Raw genomic sequence first — 26,704 nt, 5'->3', positions numbered from 1 at the left:
CAATGTATAGTAACATTATCCTAAATATCTGGATAATTGTCTTTGGCATTTGTTTTTAATCATATGTCAAAATTACCAATAAATTTAAATTGAATTGTGTTACGCCTTTTTTATTTTGTTATTTTTTTTATAGATTTTTACAAGATAAGCCGAATTGTACTTCAAGCTTAGCTTTAATGACGATTCTGTAAAATCATGCTCAAAAATTTCAATATTAGGTCTAAAATTATCTTCTACTTTGATTAAAAATTTAGTAGACCATTGATATTTATTCCGTAAATTAGGTGGAATAATATGATTAATGTTCCCACTCTCATTATCAACTTTTACAATCATACATATATATTCATCTTTAAGTTCTTCTTCACAAAAATTAATGTAAATATCAATATTATTAAAGTTGTCTATGCTTGATTCGCTTTCAACTACTCGCCAATCATATAAATAAAGGAGATATCTATCGCTACTATCAATAATGTTATAGAACCCATTTTTAACTTTGTTTTGATTAATCATCCAACTTAAATCATTAAATATTAACCCATATGTTGTTTTAAAACCATTTTCATCAAATAAATGAACAGAATTAAATAAATCTGGATGAGAAAATAAATTTAAGCCGTACCCTGAAAAATGCTCTTTTAATTTAATAACAGACAGATATAAGAGTGGTGCACTATGACTTAAATCAATCTCTTCATTATTTAACAGTTGGTGATTAACTAAGTTTAAAAAGATGAGGTTTTCTTTACTAAAATCAAATTGATTTAAATTTACACTTAAGTGTTTCAACTGTAGAACATTTTTCAATAGAAGACCTTCATTGCTATCCATTAAATAAGGAGATGTCAATTGTGCATTGTCTATATAGAGATAATCAAATTTTAGTCTTTTAATTTGCGCTTCTAAAGATTTAAATTGAGCTGGATCGTCGACCATACAACTAATATCTAAACCGATAGTATAATTTATGTGTGTATTCTGCATTTTTAAAATATCTCTATATACACTACGTATATCTTTATCATTTAAATTGAAAATAAATTGAATCTCATAATTAGAATTGTGATTTTTCTTGTCCAATTGCTTAAGACTTGTTTTAAAACTCTCTATTAAGTCATTTATATGTTCAATTTCATTAACATTGAAAGCTATATGTAAATCATTTTCAATAATAGTTTGGCTAATATAATTTTTTTCATTTTGTGTTAATAATTTGCCATACTCATATAAATAAGGCATAAAGTAGAAGATAATATTAGACCCTTCATAACCCATTTTCTGATAAAGTCCTTCTAAAAATAGCAACTTCATTTCTTCAATAGTATGAATTTGGATGACTGAATAAAAAGGAGAAGCATTTACAATTTGTGAATTATCAATTCTAATTTCATCATATATATCTGAAACATCGTTAGGTATAACTGAACGGATGAGTTTTTTTAATGGCCTTTTTTTGTTTTCTGGCACCGTTTCATCTGTACAACCATTATATTTATCATATTTTTTCATAGTCCGATATTCATTAGGTGTCACACTTAGATAATTCTTGAATAATTTAGAATAAGTCGAGGCGTTACTAAATCCTAGTGCATCACTAATTTGACTAATCGTTTTATTCGTGGTTAATAACATTTCTATAGATTTACTAATTTTCAATGTATCAACGTATTTTTTAAACCCCATTCCCATTAGAGTGTGAAATTGAGAAGACAGATTAGATTTTGATATGTAGAGTTGGTTCGAGATATCTCTTAAAGTTAACCTTTCACTCATATGATTGTATATGTAATCTAATTCATCTTTTAAGTCACCATAAAAGGCATAAATGTATTGATCTTCGGCTATTTTTTTATCTATACTCGCTTCCTGAGCAAGCATTTCAACAATTTTATTAATAAGTTCATATTCTTTTTCAGTGTTCCCATCAATATAATTTAATGCAAGTTGAGCCATCAAATATTTAATTTCATTTGTAGATTTAATCAACTCAGCAGTGTAGTGGTAATCAAAAAATGCATATCCTAATTCTGCAAACCAATCACTAGAAATGTACATTTCTAATGTAGTTCCATTGTCATTGATTCCAAAAACATCCATATTATTAACAATATATAATTCATTATTAATCGTTCTTTGCTTTCTGAATTGTTGAAGATGCATACTTCCCTCAATTGGCCAAAATAAGAGTATCCCATCTTGGCATCTTGTTGTTGAATACTCGTTCTTAGAAAGTATATGCAAACAGGAATGTGACATTACTTTACCTCTTTTCCTATTTTAAATAGCCTACTATAAATAATACTTAACCATTGTTCACATTCGATAAACGCCAATTTAACACAATATGAAAATTATATCAAAAGCGAAATTATATATATAATCAATTATTTTTTATGTATCTGTTCTATCTAATTATACATTAAAAAAAGATGTGGCGTTAAAATTCCATAACTCAAACAATTATCAAGCCATTTAATAACTCAAATGCTCTCATTAGGAAGAAATACGCCCACATCTTGAATATTAAACATTATAGATTTAATTTTTGAAACGATTAGCTAATCTTAGTATATCTTCTATTATATTTAATAAATTGATAAATAGGTTAAAGCCCATTTCTCGTGGTGAAAACTGACCTCTTTTCATCCTATTGAAATCATAAAGTGTATATAATAGGAACAATAACAAGCTAATAACTGTGATTACAGTATGGAATATAGGGTTATGAATAAATAATCCTATTAAACTAGCAATAATTAATGCTATTAAAGTAACAAATAAATATTTTCCCATACTTGATGCGTCATTAATTAAGAAATACCCTACAATACCAAACGCTATAAATGCACCTATTGCAAGTAAAATATTTTTATAAAATACTTCTGCACCTAAATTTTGTAGATATGCAGTAAACATCGCATATGAAAGTAGTCCGACAATAATAGCGTATATATGCGAGATGATGAGACCATATTTACGCGCCCGTTTTATAAATAATGTAGCCAGTAAAATAACAAATAACGCTATAGATAGAGGTTTTCTCCAAGACATAGGTAAGTATTGACCGAAGTAACAACCTATTCCAAAAATAATCCAATAGTACATAAAGAACAGCCATACCTTACCGTAAGCATGGGATTGGTGCTTATCTTTAGAGTGATTTTGTGATTTGTTTGCACTTTGAGTCGATTGGGACATTTTTTAATCTCCTTTTATACTAAAAAATTCTCAATTACTAAAAGTTTACAATAACCAATAAAAATTCTAAAGTGTTTAACTTAGTAATATCTAAATATAAAGAAGTTTCCGAAAACTTATCTATAATTAATATTACTTTATTACAATTTATAAAACTTTCATGAATTAATTTTAATCAAAAAAGTCTATAAATCCTTTAAAATCAACTAATACAGGTTATATGTACTTTTCGTAAAAATTGTTAACAATATTACAAGATAATAACAAAGCCCACAGAGGCTATTATTTTTGTTAGTATTGGGTACGTAATAAGAAAGTATAGTCAAAAGTAATTAAAGAGTTAGGTTCATGTTTTAAGACTTGTGGGGACAAATGTCTACATAATAAACACAATCAATTTAATTTAATTACATTTAAGGAGGAGTCACTTTGAAAAAGTTAGCCTTTGCAGTAACAGCCGCTTCAGGTGCAGCCGCAGTACTTTCACATCATGATGCTGAAGCTTCAACCCAGCATAAAGTTAAATCAGGAGAATCTTTATGGAGTATTGCTCAAAAATATAATACTTCAGTAGAAAACATTAAACAAAATAATAATTTAAATAATAACATGGTGTTCCCTGGACAAGTTATTAATGTAGGTGGAAGTGCTTCACAAAGCTCTAATTCAAACGCTTCTTCTAACACAGGTTCAGCTTCTACACACACTGTAAAAGCTGGAGAATCATTAAACATTATCGCCAATAAATATGGTGTTTCAGTTAACGCTTTAATGAAAGCAAACAATTTAAATGGTTATTTAATTACACCTGGCCAAACATTAAAAGTACCTAATGGTGGATCAGGCGCTGGTGCAGCTGGTACAGCTACTCCATCTACAGGAAATGATTACAACTCACCTTCATTTAACCACCAAAACTTATATACTGAAGGTCAATGTACTTGGTACGTGTTCGATAAACGTGCACAAGCTGGTAAACCAATTAGCACATATTGGTCAGATGCTAAATATTGGGCAGCAAACGCAGCAAATGATGGTTATCAAGTAGATAATAACCCAACTGTAGGTGCTATTATGCAAAGCACTCCAGGACCATACGGTCATGTTGCTTATGTTGAACGAGTTAATGGAGACGGAAGTATTCTAATCTCAGAAATGAACTATACTAATGGACCATACAACTCTGATTATCGTACAATTCCAGCTTCAGAAGTATCACTTTACGCTTATATTCATTAATTCAATAGATTTATTGATTACCACTTAAGGCATCTACCCGTCTTAAGTGGTTTTTTATGCCAAATTCTCTTCTATTATATATGTCGTAGTTATTTATACTCCGCCATTACTAATAATAATGAAAAATTTAACCATTCAGTTAAATATTTCCTGGGTATAAACATTAATCCCCCTCACAAATTTATTATTCAAAACACAAAAATACCAACAAAACCTTTGATTTTGTTGGTATTTTGCTACTTATAAGCTTATTAAAGTTACAAGTCTTTATATCTAATATTGCTATGTTATATCTTATTTTAAAAATAGATGCATGATAAAGTACACAATGCCAGCCAATAATGCTGAAATTGGTAACGTAATTACCCAAGTAATAACCATTCGTTGAGCTGTACTCCATTTTACACCTTTAGCGCGGTTAGAAGCGCCTACACCAAGGATTGATGAAGAGACAACGTGAGTTGTTGATAACGGGAAGTGTAGTGATGACGCTACGAAAATTGTTAATGCAGAAGAAAGATCTGCTGCTGCTCCGTTAGCCGGACGAATTTTCATAATGTTACCACCAACAGTTTTGATGATTTTCCAACCACCTACTGCTGTACCCAGACCCATTGCAGTGGCACAAGCAATTTTAACCCATAACTGAGGTTCTACACTTGAACCAGTCTGAAGATTCGCAACGATTAATGCTAAAGTGATAATCCCCATTGATTTCTGAGCATCGTTCGTACCATGTGAGAATGATTGTAATGCTGCAGTAAAGATTTGGAAAAATCTAAAGTTACGATTTGCACGTGTTAAATTTGCGTTTTTAAATACGACTTTCACGATAGAATACATAATAAAACCAACACAAAATGCAATGATTGGTGAAATAATTAATACAATAATTATCTTCGTGAATCCTTGATAATGTAGTACTGCAAATGAACCTTGAGAAGCTATAGCCGCACCAGCAATTGACCCAATTAATGCATGTGATGAAGAACTTGGAATACCATATAACCAAGTTACTAAGTTCCAAATAATTGCTGCAATAATTGCTGCTAAAACAACAACTAGACCATGTTGTAATTTAAATGGATCAACAATATCCTTTGTAATTGTTCCGGCTACCCCAGTAAATGTTAAGGCACCAATAAAGTTCATTACTGCTGCTAATAAAATAGCAGATCTAGGAGTTAAAGCTCTTGTAGAAACAGCAGTTGCTACAGCGTTGGCAGTATCATGGAAACCATTGATAAAGTCAAATACTAATGAAAATATAACTATAGCTATCGTGACGATTAAAATATATGACATAAATGAGGACTCCCTTAGCTATTTTTCATAATTATAGTTTCAAAGTTATTAGCAACTGTTTGGCATTTATCAGCAATTTCTTCCATACTTTGATAAATATCTTTTATTTTAATTAATGTGATTGGATCTGTTTCACTGTTAAAGATGTGTTTCATTGACTGTCTTAAGATTCCGTCACAATTTGTTTCAAATTCTTTAATATTAATAGAATGAATACGCATGTGAGATAATTTTTTGTCTACTAATAATCCTACTGCTAACTTCATTTCAGCAACTGCTTTTTGAATATTTTCAACAAATTCAGCCATGTATTCATCTGTATATTCAATTGAATACATTTCAAACATAGCAGATGTCTCTTCCATCGCATCTAAAACATCGTCGATTGCATTACATAAAGATAGGATATCTTCACGTTCGATTGGTGTAATAAACGTTTGATTCAAGTCAGTAATAACTTGGTGCATCAACTCGTCACCATGTGACTCATACGTTTTAATATTATCAGAATAAGCTTTCAAATCTAAATGTGTGTTGAAATCCATTTTTCCGAATTCAATTGCTGCACGATCTAGGTTGAATACCATTTCTTCTAATTGAACCATGAACTTATCCTTTTTCTTACTAAACATTCAAAATCCTCCATTTTGAGCGATTGTCACCAATCACATTCATAAATTTTTAATCCGTAAGACAAGTGGTTTAGGAACATATTTACAATTTTCAGAAAAAAGTAGTAAGCAATACTCTTATTGTAAAAAATATGTAAATTAATTATAAAGTTAAAACAAGCTGATGTTCTTAAATATCCCGTTTTGTCCCTACTTGAAAATAGCACAAAATTTACATAACTACAATTCTATTTACAAATTCTTAACAAATAAGAAACTTAAACTTTACATATTTTCCTGAATAAGATGTTCATAGTCCTATTTTTAAATTAGTGATCAAATTCTAAAACGAAATTCTAATTTTAGAAATCAATCAAAAAATTAATTAGAGCGCTTAAATTCTACTCCATTACAAAGTTAACGATTTCTCTCTTAAAATTCAAATATTTATAAAATGATGCTAAACAATATTGATATGTAACTAAACATGCACTTCCAAATGCATTTATTTAAGCTATGTGATTTAAAAAATAACCATTATCCATAAATTAAGGCTCAGCATCAAATTGTCTTGTGATGCTAAGCCTCATAAATCATAATATTCTATTCTATAATAGGTGAATTAAATTGAATGTCTAATTGTTCGCTTAGAATGATTATAGCCTATAATCGCGAACACTGCGTAAATACCTGTATATAAAGCCATAACAATAAATATAGGTAATTGATTAGTTACACCCATTAAATGCATGTAGGCAATCGACGCAAAATAACCATGTAATAACGCAATAATCAAAGGTAAACCGAAATTAAAAATGACTTTTAACTTCAACCCTTTTGCCATATCTTGATGCGTAAAACCAAGTTTTCTCAATATAGAATAGTTTTCTAACTCATCTTCAGTTTCATCAATTTGTTTAATATATATAATACAGCCAGCAGCAATTAAAAACGTTATTCCTAGGAATGATGTTACAAATAATAGTACGCCAGTTAAACTCGATATTTCACTTGCAGCTTCACTACGTGTTTCAATATCTTTACTAATACTTTGGACGATTTTCTCCAATTCAGGTAAGTCCTTTTTGTGTTTTATATCAAACCCATATTGAGATACAATATGTTTTCCTTTAGCGTGTTCTCTCAATCTCTGATAATCCTCATCATTTAACACGAGTGTTGCTCCACCTAAATCTACACTAGACATAAAGTAAACTTTATTAATTGCTTTTCTGAGTTTTACTTTAACATAATTATTTTTTGTACCTATAAGAGTTGAACCTTTACGATCAACTTTAACTACATCTTTAATTGAACCTCTAGGGACTATGATATCTGTTTGACCACTACCAATATTAACATTAGGGATGTATTTATCACTTGTTACAGCAATCACACTTGGCCTTGAAATACCTTCTGTAAACATATGATCTTTATACAAATGAGCATAGACAACTTCTTTATAATTATAGTAATGTTCAACGTTACGATTGTTTAATTCATATGCTAACTGATTTGCCTGCTTTTGACTTTTCAAAGTGACGTCATGAGGTGAACTTAGTAAGACTTCATTCGTTAAAGTACTTCTACTTAAAGCCGCAAAACATAGCACAGAAACTGTAATCGCCGACACAACTGCCATCACCGTTAATGAAAAAGCATTTTTTCTGATACGGTAAATGATAGATGATGTAAACATGACATCTGTCACACTGACATTGCCATTTCTAAAGTATTGTATAGTTTTTAAAATTAAAGATACAGTACTTCTAAAGAAAAAGTATGATCCTAAAACAGTTAAAAATAGAATAACGAAAGGTTGTAAAATTGAATCAACATTTTCAACTAATTTAGTTGATAAAAAGTATCCAACACAAATCATAATAATCCCAAGTAAACCTAAGATAACTTCACTCAATGTAATTTTAGTATCATTTACTTCTTTTTTAGTAAAATCATGTGCAAGCTCATGAATCGAACGTTTACGTATAAAAATGTAACTTTGAATAATAATAAGTATATACGCTACCAAAATGAGTAAAAGAGTCTCTAACACTGCATGAAAATTAAAAATAATAGACACACTAATATTTATGCCCAGTAATCGAAGCACAATCATTAAAAGTATTTTCGAACCAAAAATACCTACAGCAATACCAATAATTACTGTTATTACAAATGTCATTAATTGCTCAAGCATAATCATTCTCATTATGTTTGATCGCGTTAGTCCTATAATTTGTAAAAGTGAAAGCTCACGCCCTCGTCTTTTCATAAATAAAAAATTTGCATAAAGTAGAAATACAATAATAATTATAAAAAGAAAATAACTACCAACTTGAGAACCTTCTTTAATAATCGGGTAGGATTGATTTCCATGAAGATGGTGAGCATATTTTAATGTAACAAAACTAAAATATAATACCACGCTTATAATTAGTGATAATAGATAAATGGCATAACGCGCAATATTTTGCTTAAAGTTTTTAAAGATAATCTGATTAAAACTCATAATTTACTCCACCAAGTACACTTTGTGTTCTGATAATTTCTTTATAAAAAGTTTGTTTATCATCATCACCTTGATATATTTCAGTAAAAATTTGTCCATCTTTTAGCATAACGACTCTATTTGAGAAACTTGCTGCAACTGGATCATGCGTAACCATAATAATCGTTGTTTGAAATCTTTCATTCATATAGGTCAATCTTTTGAGTAGGTCTTGAGTACTTTTAGAATCCAAAGCTCCTGTTGGTTCATCAGCAAATATAATTGAAGGTAAATTAATGAATGCTCTTGCTGCAGAAGTACGTTGACGTTGGCCGCCAGATAACTCGGATGGATATTTATCACTAATATCACTAATATTTAACGCTTCAACAATTCGATTATAACGTCTAGCCATTTCTTCTTTTCCAACTTTTTGAACAGATAAAGGTAGCATAATATTCTCTTTTACCGTTAAAGTATGTAGGATATTATAATCTTGGAAGATAAAACCAATATCTTTTTTTCTTATTTCAGAAAGTTGCTTATTAGATAATCTTTCTAATTGTTTACCATTCAATGTAATTGAACCTTTTGTCATATAATCAATTGAGCTTAGGACATTTAACAATGTTGTCTTCCCTGAACCAGATGGTCCCATAATTGAGATGAATTCGCCTTCATCTACACTCAAATTAATATCTTTTAATACTTCTTGAGCTACATTTTTACTTCCATATATTTTTGACAATTGTTTAACTTCTAATATAGTCAAATCATCACTCCTGACTTACTTTAAACATTTATGCTCTCTAATTCAGCCAAAGCTAAACAAGTTCAAATTATCATCACTTTATACACTTATATTATAACGACTAAAAATTACAATTGTGATAATTGTAAGTAACAAAACGCATGTTTAAAATGACAATCTTGTCACTTTAGACATGCGCTCTACAATTTCATTTTGTTGAGGGAAAATTAAATAAAATGTAGTGCCTTCGCCTACTACAGACTTAACCTTCACGCCAATGCTCAATTGATCTTTAACACTATTCACTAAATATAACCCCATCCCCGAAGAAGCTGTTTCATTTCGATTAAGAGTAGATGTGAATCCTCTATCGAATATACGAGGTAAGTCTTTCTTACTTATTCCTCTTCCATGGTCTTTAATTTTTAGAACAACGTGACCATTTTTCATATAACTTGATAATTCAATTGTAGTATTATCACTATATTTCAATGAATTAGATAAAATTTGTCTAATCATCATTCTGCACCATTTCACATCTGTAAACACTTTATCGACATCTTCAAAGTCTAGATCGAATCCTATCCCTTTCGCTTGACTGATATGACGTGTTAATTGTATTTCATCAATCACCATACGTTTTAACTCCACATGATCGAAGTACATATCACGATTCTTTGATTCTAAACGCGTTAAATATAATTGCTTATCTAACATCTCATTAATTCTCGACCACTCAAATAATAACGCTTTTTTACGTTGTTCATCGGTTTCTTGATCGATTAATAATTTCATTGCTGTCACAGGTGTTTTAATATCATGTACAAACTCTGTGATTGTTTGTTCATGGTTATTAATTTGTAATTGTTGCTCAACGACCTGATCTTTTTGTGCTGTGATATGACGATATAAGTAATCAATTGTTAGTTGTTGAAATGGCGTTTCCGCTAAATCTTTATGTTTGATTTCCTCTATTTCTTTGTTTTTATAAAAGTGCTTTGACAAGCGGACTTCCTTTACGAAAGTAAATATTAAGAAAAGGACACTTAATCCTAGATTGAGCACAACAATATAGCCTACACTCTCAACTGAAATATCATAATCAATGTAGGCGATACCCAACATAATTACATTTAAAAATATAATCCATAGTATCCAATTACTCCGAGACCTAACAAATAACCAAAACCATTTAAAGTTATTCATGAGCCATATATCCTTTACCGACTTTCGTCTCTATCGCATCATCCATACCAATTTCTGCCAATTTTTTTCTAAGGCGATTCACGTTAACGGTAAGTGTATTATCACTCACAAACGCTTCATCATCCCATAGTGCTGTAATCAACGTATCTCGTGTCACAATTTGATTCTTTTTATTAATAAGCATCTCTAAAATAATCATCTCTGTCTTAGATAAGAAGATTGTTTTGTCGGCTTTTTGAATGCTATCTTTTGATAAATCCACTACAGTATCTTGCCAATTTAAAGTGCGTTTCTCTTCGACGCCAAATTCATAGACACGTCTATAAATAGCTTGTAACTTCGCAATAAGTACATTAGTATAGAAAGGTTTTTGCATGTAATCATCTGCACCGAGTTCCATACTCATAACTTGATCCATTGGATTATCTCTTGATGAGAGGAATAAGATAGGAACATTTGATTCTTGTCTCATTTTTCTACACCAATAAAACCCGTCATATTTAGGGAGTTGAACGTCTAGAATAACGATTTCTGGATTAAATCTCTCAAAAGTGTCCATTACATTACCAAAATCTTCCACACCTACTACGTTGAAATCCCATTGCTCTAATTCTTTTTTTAATTCTTGAAATAGCGTATTGTCATCTTCGACCAATAGTATTTGCATAACAAATCACCTGAAATTATTTAGTATATTTAAATTTCTCACCTGATTGAACACGTCCTTGAAAATGCTTAATCCTGCAATCAATCTCAAACCCTCGCATAAGTAAACCTTGAATAGGTGCTTGAATAAAGTAATAAATCGGCCAGAATAATTTAGGTATATAATCATATAAGTGAACCATCACTAAAGACGTTCCTTTAAGAAGTCTAAATTCTAACTTACCTTGCTTTTTAAGATTGGGTTTGGCTAACTTACCACCAACAAGATGTAACGTAATGATATCTTCGGCAGTCTGTTTTTTCTTAAAAATTGCTAAAGGTTTTCTACTATTTTTACGATAAATAATATAATCTTCATCTTCTTTTTTGGTATGTACAAACGTACCTTTAGTTTCATCTAACCATTGACTATAGTAGTCTACAAGTTGATTCAAAGTCCACTTTTTCGGCAGGACCATTTTCATCGCTGTACGAACATCATCATATTTGGAAGTTTGTAATTCAACATTAATATGCGGACGTTTCACTTCTACATTTGTACGTTCTACAGGAGCACCATAAGCGCCTAATCTTTCCATCGTTTCATTGTCGTGACGACTTCCAGGTATATAAATTAATTTTTTAATTTGATTTATTGCTGCTGCTCTACCAAAGTTATCTGCAGCTATTAAATTTAAATCACGAGCGGTTGCTTGAGTTAGTTTTGCAGAGTTTTTAGTTGGATCTAAATAAAACACAGCTACATCCATGCCTGCCATAGATTGAACTACATTTTCATAATTAAAAATATCACTCTTCAACCATGTAATCTCTTCTGTAGATCCTTTATCAGGTTTAGGATATTTAGATAATGCGTAAAGCTCAGCATCTTTTTCTATTACTCTACTCAAATATTTACCGATATAGCCGGTTCCACCTGCAAGCAAAACTTTAGGCTTCATGGTTATCGACTCCTTAACTTTTTCTAATAATTAATAAAATATCACTGATTCAAGCATAAAACTTTAAACTATACTATAATGAAGGAAACTATTTACTTAATTGAAAAATGGAGTGTTTTCATGGCCCACGTAATTCGTGAGATTAGTATAAAAGACGTTGAAAACTTTATAGATTTGTTAAGCAAAATTTATGATGAATCAGATTTTACGTTTTATAACCCTGGTGAGTATTCACCAAGCATTGCTTCTGTTAGTCAAAGTTTAGAAAGTTACATCACAACACCTTCAAAAGCAATTTTTGTAGCAGAAAGTGACGAACAACTCGTTGGTTACGCATTTGTGAATACAGAGACTTTCGAACGTACACAACATGAGGCTGTAGTCTATCTTGGTGTAAAAAAGTATTATCAAAAACATGGTGTTGGTCAAGCGCTCATCAATTCAATCGAAGCTTGGTCACTTAATCATAATATTAGACGCATAGAAGCTACAGTTGTCACTGAAAATTCACGAGCTATTGAACTTTTTAAAGGTACAGGTTTCACTATCGAAGGTGAACTTAAAGATAAACTTTTTATAAATGGTCGTTATTTCAATGAGTACGTAATGGCTAAAATATTAAATTAATTTTTAGTCTTATTTTAAATTTTACCACATATTACAAGTTTTAAATAATAACTATAAGTTGTGAATTTGACTCTTTTACTTGAGTTTTATTCTAATCCAAAATTTCTTAGTGAGTATTTAAAAACTATATGCATTCATACCTTATTTAATTGATAAAATAAAGGCAAATCGTTAGGCTTTAAACTAACCTTAACGATTTGCCTTCTTTATATTATTCAAATGGATATAGCGATACACTATTATTTGTTTGATTACCGGATTTCACATCTGTTGATTCTCCACTTTCAACGCCGGAAGATGAAGTATTTCTACTTAAAAATAACAATACTTTTTTAATATTCTCTTTTGATTCTGGTTTATCTAAATGAAACTGATATTGATGATGTAAATGATGTGTTCCATCATAAAATAGCGTATCTACAGGTACATTTTCTGATTTAAGTGCTTTATAGAATTCTTCATTTTGACTATAAAATGGATCAGCATCTCCAACTGATAAGTAAGTTGGTGGATATTGTTTAGTGACTTGATTTATCGTCGACATTTGAGATAAATTCTTAAAATTAGTTTCCCAGTTATTCATACCTGTATAGCTTTTCATAAATAATTGAATTCTTGGAAATTCTGTTGCCTTCACTGTTTTCATATCATAGAAACCACCAAAGAATATAGCTGCTTTGATTTGTGATGGCTTGAATTGTTGTTTGAAATTCATTTCTTTGCGTAAACTTTTATTAGTTTGCATTGCAACGTACTGACTCGTTAATTGAGCTCCTGCTGAATCACCACCAATAACAACTTGGTTGAAATCAATGGGTAGTTCGTGTTTATTCTGCTTTATAAATTTAACTGCCTCATTCATTTGCTCTAGCGGTGTTGGATACTTATATTGTGGAGCTAACGCATAATTCACATTTACTACAATATATCCTTGTTCAGCTATTTTAGACAGAAGTGGATTTTTATATTGCTTATCACCTGCTATAAAACCACCACCATGCATCCAAAAAATTACTGGCAATTTGGTATCTTTACTCATATCAGAAGGCGTAATAATATCTAATTTACTATTAGGTAGTCCTTCGCCATAAGAAATATTTTGAAATAATTTCACGCTCTTATTATTAATTTGAACATGCTCTCTACCTTGTTGTTTTTCCTGTCCTTTATCATAGTGATTTTTCAAAAGAAAACCCAAGACGATTGCAATGATTATGACGATGAATAACGTTATCAACAACCATTTATATTTTTCTTTCATTATTGGTAATCCTCTCAAATCATGACTTCTTTCAATAATTTATATCTTAGATGACTTAGGTCATTAACTTTTTCTGAAAAATAAAGAAAAAGCAATTCACCTTTTAATTGAAAGATGAATTGCTTTTAAGATTAAATCAATCATTTTAAATTGTAAAGTGTATACGAAATAACAACTTATGCAATGTGTTTCTTGTCATCATTTTTACGTTTGAAGTACTTGATTAGTACTGCTACAACGATAAACATACCAACAACGCCCATAAATTTATATAACACGTTAATTAAATCTGCGAATCCTACGAAACTTAAAACATAAGCTGCAATCATCATAATAATGATAAAGATATGATATTTCTTGCTATATGGTTCAGTAAAACGTGCCGCGAATGAATAACAAAGTCCTAAAATAGTGTTATACATTACAGCTAACATAATAACAGTTAATACTAAACCAATCCATGGATTGATTGAGTTGGCTAAGTCTAATGTAGGAATATCTGCGTTTTTAATTTTTGGATATTCTGTTTGTAGTGAAAAGTTAATTAGTGCAAGTAAGATGGTATAAATAACGCCACCGAACATCGCACCAGCACCTGAAACTCTACGCTTAGACGCATCGCCACCAATAGCAACGACTGTACTAAAGCCAACTGCAAAAGCAAGACCTCCGTATACAAGTCCCCAGAATATACCTTTCCATGCACTTGTTTCTGGTACTGTATTATTTACTTGGGCAATTGAGATATCACCAGTAAATAAATAATAAACTGCAATAAGGATAACCATTATAATTAGAAATGGTGTAACAATCCCTAAAGCTCTAACAATCTTATTAAAATCAAGTAATAATGTTAAATAAATTACAATTGTCATGATCAAGGCGCCTAGCCAAGTAGGTATATGAAAGCTTTGGTTAAACGTTGATCCTGAACCGGCAATCATTGTTACAGCGATACCAAACAAGAAGAAGACTAGAATATAGTCAAATACTTTACTAAATTTCTCACCAAATACATATTGTAAAGTAGATTCATGATTGGTAGCTTCGAAGGCTGTACCAATTTTAGCTACTTGTCTACCGATAAATCCTAGAATGAAACCTGAGATTAAAACACCGATATAAGACCATAAACCAAAAGGTGTAAAGAATTGCATAACTTCTTGACCAGTTGAGAATCCTGCCCCTACAACGATGCCGACATAAGCAAATCCTATTTTTATTGCTTCTTTATTCAGCCCCATTTAAAAAATTACCTCCTTAGATTTTCACAGTGAGAATTATAACGTACTGTTTTTTATTTTCAACCCCACCTATTAGACTTATACATTAATGCATAAAAGTAGGGAAATTTGTATAAAAATAGCCATTAAAGTGTGGTAACTCTAATGGCATTATAAAGAGATAAATACGTTTAACTAACGTGCATCTCTATGTTTGTTTAATTCATTAATATCGACAACAATGTTGTCCATACGTTTTGCAGTGTCTTTAAGCACATTACGTGCTACATTATTATTAGGATCAAGTTTAAGAATACGTTTAGCTACATCAAATGCTTTCTTATCAGAAATAACAGGCTCTGGAATTGCGTGAAGCAATAGCATTTGTAGTAAACTTTTAACTTCATTTCCGTTAGTGAGTTTTATGGAAGACTCAGCATGATAGTATGCAGAATCTAAAGCACCTTCGTATTCACTCATCGGATAAACAAGTAGTAAGAATGCTAAATCATGCAATTCAGATGTTTCTTCATTTCTAATTAAATCTAAAATGCATGTATAAAACATCATACTCTCTACTTCATGAGCGCTAGAAATATATGCCTCTTCAAATTCCATAAAATCTGTTTCGGACATTAATTGTCGTATCTGCTCGAATTCGCCATTCAATACATGTCTCTTTATAAGGTGTTGCATGGCTATGTCCTCCTATTATCCAGATTTTATTTAACAATTATAACTATAATATCATAATTTTAGTTAATTTTCACTTGAAAAAGACGTACGATAAACTTCTTCAATTGCTTCTTCAACACTACCACCAGTAGACAGCTTAACAGACGCAGTAAAACTACCTTCAACGAGTGGCGCATTAACTTTTAAAACTTGATGGTCGCCTTCATACATTTCTATTGCCATGTCTAAATTCATCTCAGCAGATCCTAAATCAAAAAAGCATAACGCATCGTCTTCTAAATGATTGATTGCATCTTGGATGCTATTAAAAGAAGTACCTATACCACCATCATCTGTGCCACCACATGCTAAGACGTCAACGTCACTCACCATTTGTTCAAGCAATTGTTTCGTCCCGTTTGCGATATCAACACTATGACTTACTAACACTATTGTAGGCATATTTACTCATCTCCTATTAAAGCATTAAGTATATAAACCATACTTTGTGCACCCGGATCAATGTAACCTTTAGAATCCTCTTTAAAATAAGCAGCTCTACCCTTCGTCGCTGTCATATCTTTAGTATCGTCAGCATAACCTTGTAATTTATCTAAGGTCACTTTTTCATCATGTTGTAGCGCTTCGCTTGCCCTTTCGACAACATCATACATAGTCTTTTCATTTAATTCAACTTTACCTCTTTGAGCTATTGCATCTGCAAATGTTTTTAATAATACTTTTAGGTTATCCTTATCGATTTCATCCTTAACAACACTAGACATTTTGACAAAACTAAAGCCATATAATGGTCCGGATGCTCCGCCAATGTTAGACATCAATGTCATTCCAGTTGATTTAAACAATGAAGCCATATCTTTATCATCGATATTATCTTTCAAATGAGAGAAACCTCTTTCCATGTTTACGCCATGGTCACCGTCACCTATCGATCTATCTAAATCGGTCAATTCTGATTCTTTATCTTTAAAAGTATCCGCTAAACTTAATAATTGAGTTTTCATTTTTTCTACATTCATAGCTAACACCTCTATATTGTATATTTATTCACAATTATTTTTTATGAGTTAAAATAACGACTTGTTGTAGGTGCTAAAAATGCTGTTAACCACTCTTCATTAGCAGGAACTAATGTGATAGAAAAGCCTTGCATATCAAGTGATGTCATAAAATCACCTACATACCAATGTTTTACCCCATAATGCTTCTTATCAAATAAATCTTTGAGATATTTAGTTACAATATTGAGTTCAGATAGTGGTGTGCCACCCATACCATTAACCATTACTATAAATTCTTCTCCTGATATTTCTTTATCTAATTCTTCTACTAATGTTGAAACAATTTGATCTACTGGTTGTATAGCTTCACGATGCAAACCTTTTTCACCATGGATGCCGATACCAATCTCCATTTCATTGTCATCAATATCAAACCCATATTGACCTGTGGTTGGAACCATAGGAGGTGTTAAAGCCATACCAATTGTTTTTATTTCAGACATCATTAACTCTACTTTTTCTTTTATTTCAGTTAATGGTACTCCTTTTTCAGATAAAAAGCCTGCATACTTATGAATTAAAACTGTACCAGCTACACCTCTTCTTTGTTCTGGCGTACTAATCGCAATATCATCTCTAACTATTACTGTTTCAACTTGAATATCTTCCATTTCAGCCATTTCTTGGGCCATTTCAAAGTTCATCACATCACCAGCATAGTTTTTAACAATGAGTAAAACACCATCACCAGTGTGAACGGCCCTAATAGCTTCTAAAATTTTGTCTGGAGTTGGAGAAGTAAAAACTTCACCACAAACTGCAGCATCAAGCATACCTTGCGCGACATAACCAGCATGTGCAGGTTCATGACCGCTTCCACCTCCTGATACAAGTGCTACACCATTTTGTTTTTTATCTTTTCGTACTACAACTGTATCTTCAATTACATCTAATTCAGGATTTGCTACTTTTAAGCCATCTAACATATCACTTAAAAACTGTTGTCTATCTTTTATTAATTTCTTCATAAAAAATCCCTCCTTATCAATTTATCATCAGTATAAAACAGCTTTATAGACAATCGCTAATATTAAGTGTGTCTTCAATAAAATGTTCACAAATCATGTTTACTAATTAATAAGAGGGTTCATACTTATATATTAAAAAAAGCCTTTAAATGAATGTTCACTCTAAAATCCATCCATTTAAAAGCTTTATATTATGCATTATTTTAAGAAATATAAATACGCTCGATATTCAAATTTAATATTTTACCTATCACTTAACTAATCTATACACTTTTTGTTCTATACATTAGGTATAAGAAGTAGGGTGCCCCTATAATAGCAACTACTATACCTGCAGGAACGCCAGACGGTTGGAGAATAACCTTTCCTAAAGTATCGGAAAAAACAAGTAAAAATGCACCAACTAATATGGCAATTGGTAAAAAAAGTTGATGTCTAGGACCCACTATACGTTTGGCTATATGTGGCCCCATCAAACCAATAAATGAAATTGCACCAGCAACCGCAACAGCGACTGAAGATAAAATAACTGCTACAAAAAATAACACTATTCTCTCACGTTCAACTTTAACGCCTAAACCCTTAGCAACATGTTCATGTGTATTAATAATATTTAATTCATTTGATTTAAATAACAGATATGGCACGATAACCATGATCCAAGGAATAAATGCAAGAACAAATGTCCAATCATCTCCCCAAATATTACCAGCAAACCAAGTTGCCATGAATTCTGATTGATCTTCATCAAACTTTGACATCAGGGTAATAGAGCCTCCATATAATGCCGTTTGCATACCTACACCTATTAATACCATGCTGGCAGGGGTTAACCCACTATATTTATTTACACTAAAAATAAATATAACTAATGCTGTAGCGACACCACCAACTAAACTAATTATAGGTAAAACATAAACGAAATTATCTGGTTTAACTTGTCCAATTGTTACAAATAATGCTATCGCAAAGCCCCCGCCTGCATTAATTCCTAAAATACCAGGTTCTGCTATAGGATTTTTAGTAACACTTTGAACAACGGCACCACTCATACTTAGCGCTGCACCTGCTAAAATTGTAATCAACATGCGAGGAAGTCGGAAATCTATTAAAATAAGCGAGTCCGTATCATCACCCTGACCAATTAGAGTTTTAAAGAAATTTGGCACAGGTATTTTATATTCCCCTGAAGCAATACTCCAAGTACATGCTGCAAATAGTAATATGGCAAATACGATAAAAGTAATGATTTGTTTACGTCTTAAATTCGGATCAATCATATTGAACGTCCTCCTTTTTTAACAAGGTATAAAAAGTAAGGTACGCCAATAAACGAAATAATTGCTCCTACCGGGGCTTCGCCTAGTAGTCTTGCAATCATGTCAGCAACTAATACTAATACACCACCAAATATTGCAGTCAGTGGGAGCACTTTTGAATAATCTGTACCTATAATAAAGCGAACAATGTGAGGTACCATTAAGCCTACAAAAGCAATTTGTCCAACCATTGCCACAGCAACGCCAGCGAGTATCATTGATAAAACTAAGCTTAGTCCGCGAATCATAGAGACATTTTGGCCTAATCCCTTAGCAAGTGATTCACCTAAATTCAAAATAGTAAGTTGCTTGCTAATAACTAAAATAATAATTAGCGTAACGATAATTATTGGGCCACTCCATATAAGTTGTCCCCATGTTGTACCTGATATTCCCCCAGCACTCCAAAAAGTTAGAGATTGATTTAACCTAAATATAAGAGCGACACCTTGACTTAGTGCAGTTAATAACGCACTTATAGCTGCACCAGCTAAGATAATACGCATAGGATTAAATCCATCACGCCTAGACCGCCCAATCATTAACACGATGAAGCCACCTAAAAGTGCACCTAAAAATCCAGATATCATTAATAATAAAAATGGTGCCTCAGGATAAAAAGCATAGGTCATTGCCAAACCAAACGTTGCACCTGAGTTTAGTCCAATTAAACTTGGATCAGCAAGCCCATTCTTAGTTACACCTTGAATAACAGCACCAGCTACAGCTAAAGCCATCCCTACAAGAATTGCACCTAAATCTCTAGGTATTCTAATTTCACTTATGATATTATGATTTTGATTTTTAGGATTATAATTGAAAATTGCATCAAATATGGTAGGAATATCAACATGTGCTTTCCCAAATAAAATAGAAAGAAATAGTGCTAGTATTAGCACTATTACTCCACCTATTAAAAGCGATATAAACTTAAAGTTTTCATTTTTCTTTTTTTCTAACATTGTATTTTTAATCCTTTGTCTTCTCTTTTACGAGTAAGTCTTACTAAACAAATCATAAGTAACAAGTAGAGGTTTACCAGTACGAGGATCTTCATCTAATACCACATCTATATTGAATACTTTTTCTAAATTATCTTTAGTAAGTACTTCTTGAGTTGTACCATTTGCTACAATATTGCCATCTTTCATAGCAATTAAATGATCCGAGAAGCGAATAGCTTGGTTAATATCATGCAATACCATTACAATCGTACAACCTTGTTCTTTATTTAATTTCTGTACAAGTTCTAGTATTTCTAATTGATGACAAATATCTAAATAAGTTGTAGGTTCATCTAAGAATATAATATCCGTACGTTGTGCTAATGCCATTGCAATCCAAACACGCTGTCTTTGTCCACCACTTAAATCATTGATTGAACGATGACGGAATTCACTAGTACCAGTAACTGATAATGCCCAATCAATTTCTTTTTTATCTTCTGCTGTTAAACGGCCAAAGCCCTTCTGATGCGGAAAACGTCCATATGATACGAGTTCACCTACCGTTAAACCGTCAGCAACTTCAGGTGATTGAGGAAGTATCGCAATCTTCTTAGCAATTTCTTTAGTTGATTGAGCATGGATACTTTTACCATCTAAATGAATTGCACCTTCTTTAATAGACAACAAGCGTGATAACGCTTTAAGCAATGTAGATTTGCCACAACCATTAGGTCCAATTATAGAAGTCACTTTACCATCTGGGACCTCTACGTCTAAATTATTAATAATCGTAGTATCACCGTAACCAATTTTAACTTGTTCACCGTTTAAACGACTCATAATTCCCCTACTTTCATCTAAATAATACATTTTATATCGTAAAAACATTGAATTTATTTTTTCGTGTTTATTATTTCATTATTAATCGTAATTGATAATCATTATCATAGATATTATTATAACATCTATAGCTTTTAATGACTAACAGATATTTTTATTAATCGGTTAAATCATTTAATTTGAAAAGTAACGACGAAAAGCGGGACAGAAAATCTTTCTGTCCCGCTTTTTCACTAAATAATTTAATATTATTCATCTAGTAAGAAACCATTACCATACACATCTCTTACATCATGAATAACTAAAAATGCTTTTTCATCAATATTTCTAATAATACGTTTAGCACGTGAGACCTGAGTTTTAGAGATAACTACATATAACACGTCTTTTTCTTCACGTGTATAATACCCATGACCATTGAGTATTGTTAAACCTCTACCAACTTGTTCATCAATGGCTTTAGCTACCTCATCGGGCGTACTCGAAATAATAGTCATTGCTTTCTTTGTATTTAAACCCTCGATCACATATTCCATGACTTTAGTACCTATATATAAAGAAATAATAGTTACTAAAGCCTTATCTAATGAAATTTGAGTTAAAGAAATTAATACCACAAGTAAATCGAAGAAAAGCAAAGCATATGGAGTACTGATATCTAAATATTTATTTACGATTCTAGCTAATATGACAGTACCAGCAGTTGTACCTCCAGCTAATACTATGACTCCGATACCCACACCGACACACGTACCACCAAAAACTGCGTTAACAATCACATTACCTGTATGCACGTGCCATGACTCAGTTAGATCTAAAAAGATAGACATTAAAATAGTTGCTACAACTGTTAAATACATACTACGTTTACTTAAAAACTTATAGCCAATGATGATTAATACAGCATTAACCACAAAGTTTGTAATTGCAGGTGATAAATGAAATGCGTAATATAATACAATTGCTATACCGGTAACTCCTCCCTCACCTAAGTTACCAGAAATAATAAAAGCATTAACTCCTGCTGAGAAAATGAATGAACCAGCAATAACTAATAATATATCTCTGATTGTTCTTTTCATTCAACCACCCCTTTATTTTCTCTTAATATAAAAATGGTAGCACAAGCGTGTAATATTCTACAACACTACTTCAACAAAATCTTTTATATTTAACAAAGTCATTGATTAAATAATGTAAAAAATTATATTTTTACTGTTATTTCTTTCTCAACTAGCATTTGCTTATTCATAAAACACCAATCGACGAACAAATTAAAATATTCTGAATTTTTAATTTACTTATGACATAAGTTCTGCTATAATTATTTTAACTTCTTGAAAGAGAAGTTATCTCCTTTGTGTTGTTTATAGTAACAAAACAAATTTTGCTCGAAGTACTGTGACAGTACCTAGTCCTTACCGTTACAAGTACATTAATATTCATTTCCCATAAAAGCCAAGTATAAGAAGTGTCTCCTCACTTTCTATACTTGGTTTTTATCATTTCAAAGAGCTTTTCAGCCTCCTATTAAATAATAAAAAGGATTGTTCCAACAATTTCTCTAACATGTTGCGAAATATTTTTTAGGGAGATAAGAACTGAAGTTTTTATTAATCGTGTAAATTGAGTCTTATTATAGTTTTTTATTCATAAGGCATCTCGGTAATTCAGTTTAGTGAAGTTTATTCAATGATAGGAAAGTGCCTTATATTTTAAAGTATATCGATGTGAAATTACATGGTAATATGTAGTATCTTTGACGAGATTCCTGAAGGAGCAGTCCCAGTCCTAAACCTAGATTGAGACGGACACACTGCGACACGAAACCATACTATACGAAGTAATGAATATAAAAGTAGCAGTAAAATGATTTTAATTAGAAATCATTTTACTGCTACTCTTTTAGGGAATCATGTCCCAGACGCTTAGAATAATTAAATTCTTAAATTTAATTACCATGCAAATAATCCAACAAATGCTGCAGTTAGTAATGATACTAAAATACCTGCCAATAACATCATTGGTACGTATTTGGATACAAAATCTGATGTTTTCTTATCAACAATTCCTTTTAATGTACCTACAATCATACCTATAGTTGAGAAGTTAGCAAATGATACTAAGAATGTTGAAATCACTGCTCTATGGTGTGGTGAAAGTGAATTGACTTGCTTAGAAACTTCACCCATTACTACAAATTCGTTAGTAACAATTTTTTTAGCCATTTGTTGAGCAACTTCCCACGCTTCATTCCAAGGCAATCCAAGTAATAAAGCGAATGGATACATAAATACACCTAAAATTTGATTTAATCCAAAGCTACCTTTCCAACCAAAACCATGGGCAATTAACCCAGTGATTAGATGAATAAAGCGATCAATTAAATCAGCTAACGCTACGAAACTAATCACAAATGCGATGATAATAAGCACTAGCTTACCAGCTGCTAAAACTGAATCTCCTAAGAAAGAGAAGAATGGTTGGCGCTCTTCTTGATGATCTTTAATGCTATAAATAACGTCTTCTTTTTCCTCAACAGATACTGGATTCAGTATAGATGACACGATAATCGCGTTAATTATGTTTAGAGGAATAGCTGTCAAAACGAGCTCGCCAGGTATCATTTGAACATAAGCACCAACAATAGCCCCTGAAACGGAACTCATCGACATCATAGCCAAAGTTAATACACGCATTTCATTCATACGTTTCAGTTGTTCATTGGAAACAGCTAAGGCTTCAGTATTTCCTAAGAACATCATTTCCACACCAAAGAATGATTCAAATTTTGGTTGACGAGTAATCTTAGCAAGTAACCATCCAATACTTCCAATAATTTTTGGAAGTATATTAAAGTACATCAAAATATCAAATAACGGTACAACTAATAAGATAGGAAATAACGCGCTAATAGCCATATCCATCTGCTTTCCAGTAGTGAAACTAGCAAACGCGAATCCAGTTCCTTTGTGCGCAGATTCTATCACCCATGCTATCCCATTTGCCGCACCTTTGACTCCATTTCTTCCCCATGGAAAATAAATAAAGAACCATGCTAAAAACAAATTCAAGATGACTAAAATCAGTATCGATTTCCATTGAATATTTTTACGATTCCTTGAAAATATAACCGCTATACCCAAAAATACGATTAACCCAATGATATTAATTAGTAAAAACATTTGGCACCTACCTATTCATGTATTTTCATAAAAAATAATTAAACATCCAATATAAATAGTAGTAAGACTACAAAACTCTACAAGAAGGGCTTCTAGATTTGAACTTTATATCATTTAAATCATTTAAATCCGGTCATAACCCGTACTTTATAACATTATGTATATCTAACGTTCCACTTCTTACAAGAGACATTATACCACTTGTAAATTTAGGTTAAAATAATGGTTTTACGAATATCTCACAATATTTAGGAGGAGATTAAAAAACACGCCCCACATTATAGTGGAACGTGCTATAACTTAGTCTGATAATTTTTGAGATGTGACAAAGTTTTTATATTTTTCATGAGATGCCATTAATTCACCATGAGTACCTTTACCAGTGACTTGACCTTTATCAATAAAGATAATTTGTCCTGCTTTCTTAATAGTGGAAAGTCGATGAGCGATGACTACTGTTGTTCTACCTTCCATTAATGTCTCAAGCGCTTCTTGAATTTTAACTTCACTTTCACTATCTAAATTGGCAGTAGCCTCATCTAATAGTAAAATATCTGGGTTCTTAACAAAGCTTCTCGCAATATCAATACGTTGACGTTGACCACCAGATAATTTAAGGCCTCTTTCACCAACCATAGTGTCATAGCCTTCATCAAATTGCATGATGAATTCATGACAATTCGCAAGTTTAGCATATTCAATTAATTCATCATCTGTTACTTTCCTATTGATACCATATAATATGTTATCTCGAATTGAACCACTCATCATTGAGTTAGATTGCATAACGTAACCAATCTTATTACGCCATTTAGACAATGGGATATCATATATACTGCGATGATTATATTTAATGTCTCCATTTTCAATATCATACATACGTTCAATTAAATTGAAAATTGTACTTTTACCTGAACCTGAAGGTCCCACAAAGGCACTTACTTTGCCTTGAGGTATATTAAACGTAACATCGTTCAAGATTTTCTTAACATCATATTTAAAATCCACATTTTCAAAGCTTAGCTCTCCATCTTCAACGATTTCATCTTTAGATTCAGATAAAGCTTCAGTTGGTTCAATTGGTTCTTGCATAATTTCATGTATACGCTGACTTGCACCGACAGCTCTTTTATAATCAGTAACCAACGTAGATAAATTAATTAAAGGCATTGAAAGTTGAATAACATAGAAAATCATAGCGATTAATGTACCTGGCGTAATAGCACCTGTACCAATTTCTAGGGCACCGAAGCCTAAAATAATCGCAATTGTAAGTAACATAACTACACCTGAAATTGGTTGCACAATGGCTGAAATTTTAGCCTGCTTTAAGCCAAGATTGTAAATCTTTTTCAAATTAACATGTGCATTGTCTAGCTCTAATCTTTCAGTATTAGAAACCTTAACCAATCTCATTTCCGTAAGCACACGACCGAGTAAACCACTAAAATTAGCGATTTCAGATTGCGTATTTGTAGAAATCTTTTGCATTACTCGACCTAGTGGAATCATGATAAAAACAAATATAGGTATCGTAATAAATGTAAGTAATGTTAATTTCCAATCCATTATAAATAACATTATTAAAGAACCTATTAAAGTTAATACTGATGGTAATAAATTAGGCAATTTTTGAGATATAAATTCATTAATAACCTTTGTGTCATCAGTAAGACGACTCATTAACTGACCACTTTCGTTTTTATCAAAGAACGGCATTTTTAATTGGATGATATGTTCCCATAATATAGAACGAATGGCATAAATAATTTTCTCACCAATTTTACTAAGTAAATAAAGTCCTACACCACTTAGTAACGCGTTAACTAAGAAAATTGCGCCAAAAATTCCTATCATGCCCCAATTAATACTACTTACAGAGAATTTATCTACAATTCGTCCTGTAAATAATGGCACTAATAGCCCACTCAAACTTCCTAACGAAGTAATAATAACCGCTGCAATGATTAACCCATATGGCCATGAAAGCCTCTTAAATAAGAAAAATAAAGGGTTTTGTTGTTTCATAATTTTACCTCGTCTTAAATTGTCATATTTTCATTTTGCTCAATCATACTATAAATCCATTTCTACCCCAAATAATAATACACTTTACAATCTTTTAAATTACAAAAATGATTTTACATTATTAAATATAATAAATAA

Annotated in this window: 23 protein-coding genes; 2 read left to right on the top strand and 21 right to left on the bottom strand. The window is 31.6% G+C overall.

The window, feature by feature from the left end:
- Positions 1 to 99 precede the first annotated feature (99 nt).
- Both HMPREF2642_RS06330 and HMPREF2642_RS06325 read right to left on the bottom strand, forming a co-directional pair.
- On the bottom strand, positions 100 to 2,259 hold the full coding sequence (locus tag HMPREF2642_RS06330; protein ID WP_070597730.1) for a helix-turn-helix transcriptional regulator: 2,160 nt from the start codon (positions 2,257 to 2,259) through the stop codon (positions 100 to 102).
- Between the two features lie 282 nt (positions 2,260 to 2,541).
- The gene (locus HMPREF2642_RS06325; protein WP_002433380.1) at positions 2,542 to 3,201 is read right to left on the bottom strand and encodes a Bax inhibitor-1/YccA family protein; all 660 of its coding nucleotides are present in this window, start codon (positions 3,199 to 3,201) and stop codon (positions 2,542 to 2,544) included.
- 429 nt (positions 3,202 to 3,630) lie between these two features.
- Here HMPREF2642_RS06325 and HMPREF2642_RS06320 point away from each other — a divergent pair, with 429 nt between their 5' ends.
- Positions 3,631 to 4,440, top strand: coding sequence for a LysM peptidoglycan-binding domain-containing protein (locus HMPREF2642_RS06320; protein ID WP_002433301.1), 810 nt, complete (start codon positions 3,631 to 3,633; stop codon positions 4,438 to 4,440).
- Positions 4,441 to 4,734: 294 nt separating this feature from the next.
- On the opposite strand, the gene HMPREF2642_RS06315 is transcribed toward HMPREF2642_RS06320, so the two are convergent.
- The 7 genes from HMPREF2642_RS06315 to graX all read right to left on the bottom strand — a co-directional run bounded on the left by HMPREF2642_RS06315 (position 4,735) and on the right by graX (position 12,411).
- Positions 4,735 to 5,745: an inorganic phosphate transporter gene (locus tag HMPREF2642_RS06315; RefSeq protein ID WP_002433186.1), complete on the bottom strand. Its 1,011-nt coding sequence runs from the start codon at positions 5,743 to 5,745 to the stop codon at positions 4,735 to 4,737.
- A gap of 14 nt (positions 5,746 to 5,759) precedes the next feature.
- On the bottom strand, positions 5,760 to 6,377 hold the full coding sequence (locus HMPREF2642_RS06310; RefSeq protein ID WP_002433514.1) for a DUF47 domain-containing protein: 618 nt from the start codon (positions 6,375 to 6,377) through the stop codon (positions 5,760 to 5,762).
- Between the two features lie 601 nt (positions 6,378 to 6,978).
- On the bottom strand, positions 6,979 to 8,868 hold the full coding sequence (locus HMPREF2642_RS06305; RefSeq protein ID WP_023350706.1) for an FtsX-like permease family protein: 1,890 nt from the start codon (positions 8,866 to 8,868) through the stop codon (positions 6,979 to 6,981).
- On the bottom strand, positions 8,858 to 9,619 hold the full coding sequence (vraF, locus tag HMPREF2642_RS06300) for an ABC transporter ATP-binding protein VraF (RefSeq protein WP_002433512.1): 762 nt from the start codon (positions 9,617 to 9,619) through the stop codon (positions 8,858 to 8,860). Before vraF ends, HMPREF2642_RS06305 begins: the two co-directional genes overlap by 11 nt.
- 144 nt (positions 9,620 to 9,763) lie before the next feature.
- Positions 9,764 to 10,804 (bottom strand): histidine kinase GraS/ApsS, encoded by a 1,041-nt coding sequence (gene graS, locus HMPREF2642_RS06295; protein WP_002469826.1) that lies wholly within the window; start codon positions 10,802 to 10,804, stop codon positions 9,764 to 9,766.
- Entirely contained in the window at positions 10,797 to 11,471 is a 675-nt protein-coding gene (graR, locus tag HMPREF2642_RS06290; RefSeq protein ID WP_002433229.1) for a response regulator transcription factor GraR/ApsR, read from the bottom strand. Before graR ends, graS begins: the two co-directional genes overlap by 8 nt.
- A 16-nt stretch (positions 11,472 to 11,487) precedes the next feature.
- Positions 11,488 to 12,411, bottom strand: coding sequence for an auxiliary protein GraX/ApsX (graX, locus tag HMPREF2642_RS06285; RefSeq protein WP_002433148.1), 924 nt, complete (start codon positions 12,409 to 12,411; stop codon positions 11,488 to 11,490).
- Positions 12,412 to 12,531: 120 nt separating this feature from the next.
- Here graX and HMPREF2642_RS06280 point away from each other — a divergent pair, with 120 nt between their 5' ends.
- Positions 12,532 to 13,038: a GNAT family N-acetyltransferase gene (locus HMPREF2642_RS06280; protein ID WP_002433205.1), complete on the top strand. Its 507-nt coding sequence runs from the start codon at positions 12,532 to 12,534 to the stop codon at positions 13,036 to 13,038.
- Between the two features lie 211 nt (positions 13,039 to 13,249).
- On the opposite strand, the gene HMPREF2642_RS06275 is transcribed toward HMPREF2642_RS06280, so the two are convergent.
- The 12 genes from HMPREF2642_RS06275 to HMPREF2642_RS06220 all read right to left on the bottom strand — a co-directional run bounded on the left by HMPREF2642_RS06275 (position 13,250) and on the right by HMPREF2642_RS06220 (position 26,566).
- Positions 13,250 to 14,299, bottom strand: coding sequence for an alpha/beta hydrolase (locus HMPREF2642_RS06275; protein ID WP_002433382.1), 1,050 nt, complete (start codon positions 14,297 to 14,299; stop codon positions 13,250 to 13,252).
- A 176-nt stretch (positions 14,300 to 14,475) separates the two neighbouring features.
- Positions 14,476 to 15,543: a YkvI family membrane protein gene (locus HMPREF2642_RS06270; protein WP_002433414.1), complete on the bottom strand. Its 1,068-nt coding sequence runs from the start codon at positions 15,541 to 15,543 to the stop codon at positions 14,476 to 14,478.
- A gap of 174 nt (positions 15,544 to 15,717) precedes the next feature.
- Complete coding sequence (locus HMPREF2642_RS06265) at positions 15,718 to 16,218, bottom strand: hypothetical protein (RefSeq protein WP_002433134.1); 501 nt, start codon at positions 16,216 to 16,218, stop codon at positions 15,718 to 15,720.
- 63 nt (positions 16,219 to 16,281) lie between these two features.
- Complete coding sequence (dhaM, locus tag HMPREF2642_RS06260; RefSeq protein ID WP_002433105.1) at positions 16,282 to 16,659, bottom strand: dihydroxyacetone kinase phosphoryl donor subunit DhaM; 378 nt, start codon at positions 16,657 to 16,659, stop codon at positions 16,282 to 16,284.
- Between the two features lie 2 nt (positions 16,660 to 16,661).
- Positions 16,662 to 17,237 carry a dihydroxyacetone kinase subunit DhaL gene (dhaL, locus tag HMPREF2642_RS06255; RefSeq protein ID WP_030059161.1) on the bottom strand — a complete coding sequence of 192 codons (576 nt, stop codon included), beginning with the start codon at positions 17,235 to 17,237 and terminating at the stop codon, positions 16,662 to 16,664.
- A 41-nt stretch (positions 17,238 to 17,278) separates the two neighbouring features.
- Positions 17,279 to 18,247: a dihydroxyacetone kinase subunit DhaK gene (dhaK, locus tag HMPREF2642_RS06250; protein WP_002433253.1), complete on the bottom strand. Its 969-nt coding sequence runs from the start codon at positions 18,245 to 18,247 to the stop codon at positions 17,279 to 17,281.
- Between the two features lie 263 nt (positions 18,248 to 18,510).
- The gene (locus HMPREF2642_RS06245) at positions 18,511 to 19,527 is read right to left on the bottom strand and encodes a FecCD family ABC transporter permease (RefSeq protein ID WP_002433416.1); all 1,017 of its coding nucleotides are present in this window, start codon (positions 19,525 to 19,527) and stop codon (positions 18,511 to 18,513) included.
- A complete protein-coding gene (locus tag HMPREF2642_RS06240; RefSeq protein WP_002433120.1) occupies positions 19,524 to 20,528 on the bottom strand; it encodes a FecCD family ABC transporter permease in 1,005 nt (334 codons plus the stop codon). Before HMPREF2642_RS06240 ends, HMPREF2642_RS06245 begins: the two co-directional genes overlap by 4 nt.
- Before the next feature lie 27 nt (positions 20,529 to 20,555).
- Positions 20,556 to 21,353 (bottom strand): ABC transporter ATP-binding protein, encoded by a 798-nt coding sequence (locus tag HMPREF2642_RS06235; RefSeq protein ID WP_002433244.1) that lies wholly within the window; start codon positions 21,351 to 21,353, stop codon positions 20,556 to 20,558.
- A gap of 248 nt (positions 21,354 to 21,601) precedes the next feature.
- On the bottom strand, positions 21,602 to 22,435 hold the full coding sequence (locus HMPREF2642_RS06230) for a YitT family protein (RefSeq protein WP_002433225.1): 834 nt from the start codon (positions 22,433 to 22,435) through the stop codon (positions 21,602 to 21,604).
- An 873-nt stretch (positions 22,436 to 23,308) separates the two neighbouring features.
- Positions 23,309 to 24,538: a NupC/NupG family nucleoside CNT transporter gene (locus tag HMPREF2642_RS06225; RefSeq protein WP_030059164.1), complete on the bottom strand. Its 1,230-nt coding sequence runs from the start codon at positions 24,536 to 24,538 to the stop codon at positions 23,309 to 23,311.
- 300 nt (positions 24,539 to 24,838) lie between these two features.
- Positions 24,839 to 26,566 (bottom strand): ABC transporter ATP-binding protein, encoded by a 1,728-nt coding sequence (locus HMPREF2642_RS06220; protein WP_002469828.1) that lies wholly within the window; start codon positions 26,564 to 26,566, stop codon positions 24,839 to 24,841.
- Positions 26,567 to 26,704 lie beyond the last annotated feature (138 nt).

Origin of the sequence: Staphylococcus sp. HMSC055A09 (assembly GCF_001809655.1) — a bacterium.
GTDB classification, from domain to species: domain Bacteria; phylum Bacillota; class Bacilli; order Staphylococcales; family Staphylococcaceae; genus Staphylococcus; species Staphylococcus capitis.
The sequence above is the reverse complement of the archived record's forward strand: the minus strand, read 5'-3'. Positions and strand labels throughout refer to the sequence as shown.

Coding starts and splice junctions, on each gene's coding strand:
- HMPREF2642_RS06330 (WP_070597730.1), bottom strand. CDS start 2,259: ATGTCACATTCCTGTTTGCATATACTTTCTAAGAACGAGTATTCAACA.
- HMPREF2642_RS06325 (WP_002433380.1), bottom strand. CDS start 3,201: ATGTCCCAATCGACTCAAAGTGCAAACAAATCACAAAATCACTCTAAA.
- HMPREF2642_RS06315 (WP_002433186.1), bottom strand. CDS start 5,745: ATGTCATATATTTTAATCGTCACGATAGCTATAGTTATATTTTCATTA.
- HMPREF2642_RS06310 (WP_002433514.1), bottom strand. CDS start 6,377: ATGTTTAGTAAGAAAAAGGATAAGTTCATGGTTCAATTAGAAGAAATG.
- HMPREF2642_RS06305 (WP_023350706.1), bottom strand. CDS start 8,868: ATGAGTTTTAATCAGATTATCTTTAAAAACTTTAAGCAAAATATTGCG.
- graS (WP_002469826.1), bottom strand. CDS start 10,804: ATGAATAACTTTAAATGGTTTTGGTTATTTGTTAGGTCTCGGAGTAAT.
- graR (WP_002433229.1), bottom strand. CDS start 11,471: ATGCAAATACTATTGGTCGAAGATGACAATACGCTATTTCAAGAATTA.
- graX (WP_002433148.1), bottom strand. CDS start 12,411: ATGAAGCCTAAAGTTTTGCTTGCAGGTGGAACCGGCTATATCGGTAAA.
- HMPREF2642_RS06280 (WP_002433205.1), top strand. CDS start 12,532: ATGGCCCACGTAATTCGTGAGATTAGTATAAAAGACGTTGAAAACTTT.
- HMPREF2642_RS06275 (WP_002433382.1), bottom strand. CDS start 14,299: ATGAAAGAAAAATATAAATGGTTGTTGATAACGTTATTCATCGTCATA.
- HMPREF2642_RS06270 (WP_002433414.1), bottom strand. CDS start 15,543: ATGGGGCTGAATAAAGAAGCAATAAAAATAGGATTTGCTTATGTCGGC.
- HMPREF2642_RS06265 (WP_002433134.1), bottom strand. CDS start 16,218: ATGCAACACCTTATAAAGAGACATGTATTGAATGGCGAATTCGAGCAG.
- dhaM (WP_002433105.1), bottom strand. CDS start 16,659: ATGCCTACAATAGTGTTAGTAAGTCATAGTGTTGATATCGCAAACGGG.
- dhaL (WP_030059161.1), bottom strand. CDS start 17,237: ATGAATGTAGAAAAAATGAAAACTCAATTATTAAGTTTAGCGGATACT.
- dhaK (WP_002433253.1), bottom strand. CDS start 18,247: ATGAAGAAATTAATAAAAGATAGACAACAGTTTTTAAGTGATATGTTA.
- HMPREF2642_RS06245 (WP_002433416.1), bottom strand. CDS start 19,527: ATGATTGATCCGAATTTAAGACGTAAACAAATCATTACTTTTATCGTA.
- HMPREF2642_RS06240 (WP_002433120.1), bottom strand. CDS start 20,528: ATGTTAGAAAAAAAGAAAAATGAAAACTTTAAGTTTATATCGCTTTTA.
- HMPREF2642_RS06235 (WP_002433244.1), bottom strand. CDS start 21,353: ATGAGTCGTTTAAACGGTGAACAAGTTAAAATTGGTTACGGTGATACT.
- HMPREF2642_RS06230 (WP_002433225.1), bottom strand. CDS start 22,435: ATGAAAAGAACAATCAGAGATATATTATTAGTTATTGCTGGTTCATTC.
- HMPREF2642_RS06225 (WP_030059164.1), bottom strand. CDS start 24,538: ATGTTTTTACTAATTAATATCATTGGGTTAATCGTATTTTTGGGTATA.
- HMPREF2642_RS06220 (WP_002469828.1), bottom strand. CDS start 26,566: ATGAAACAACAAAACCCTTTATTTTTCTTATTTAAGAGGCTTTCATGG.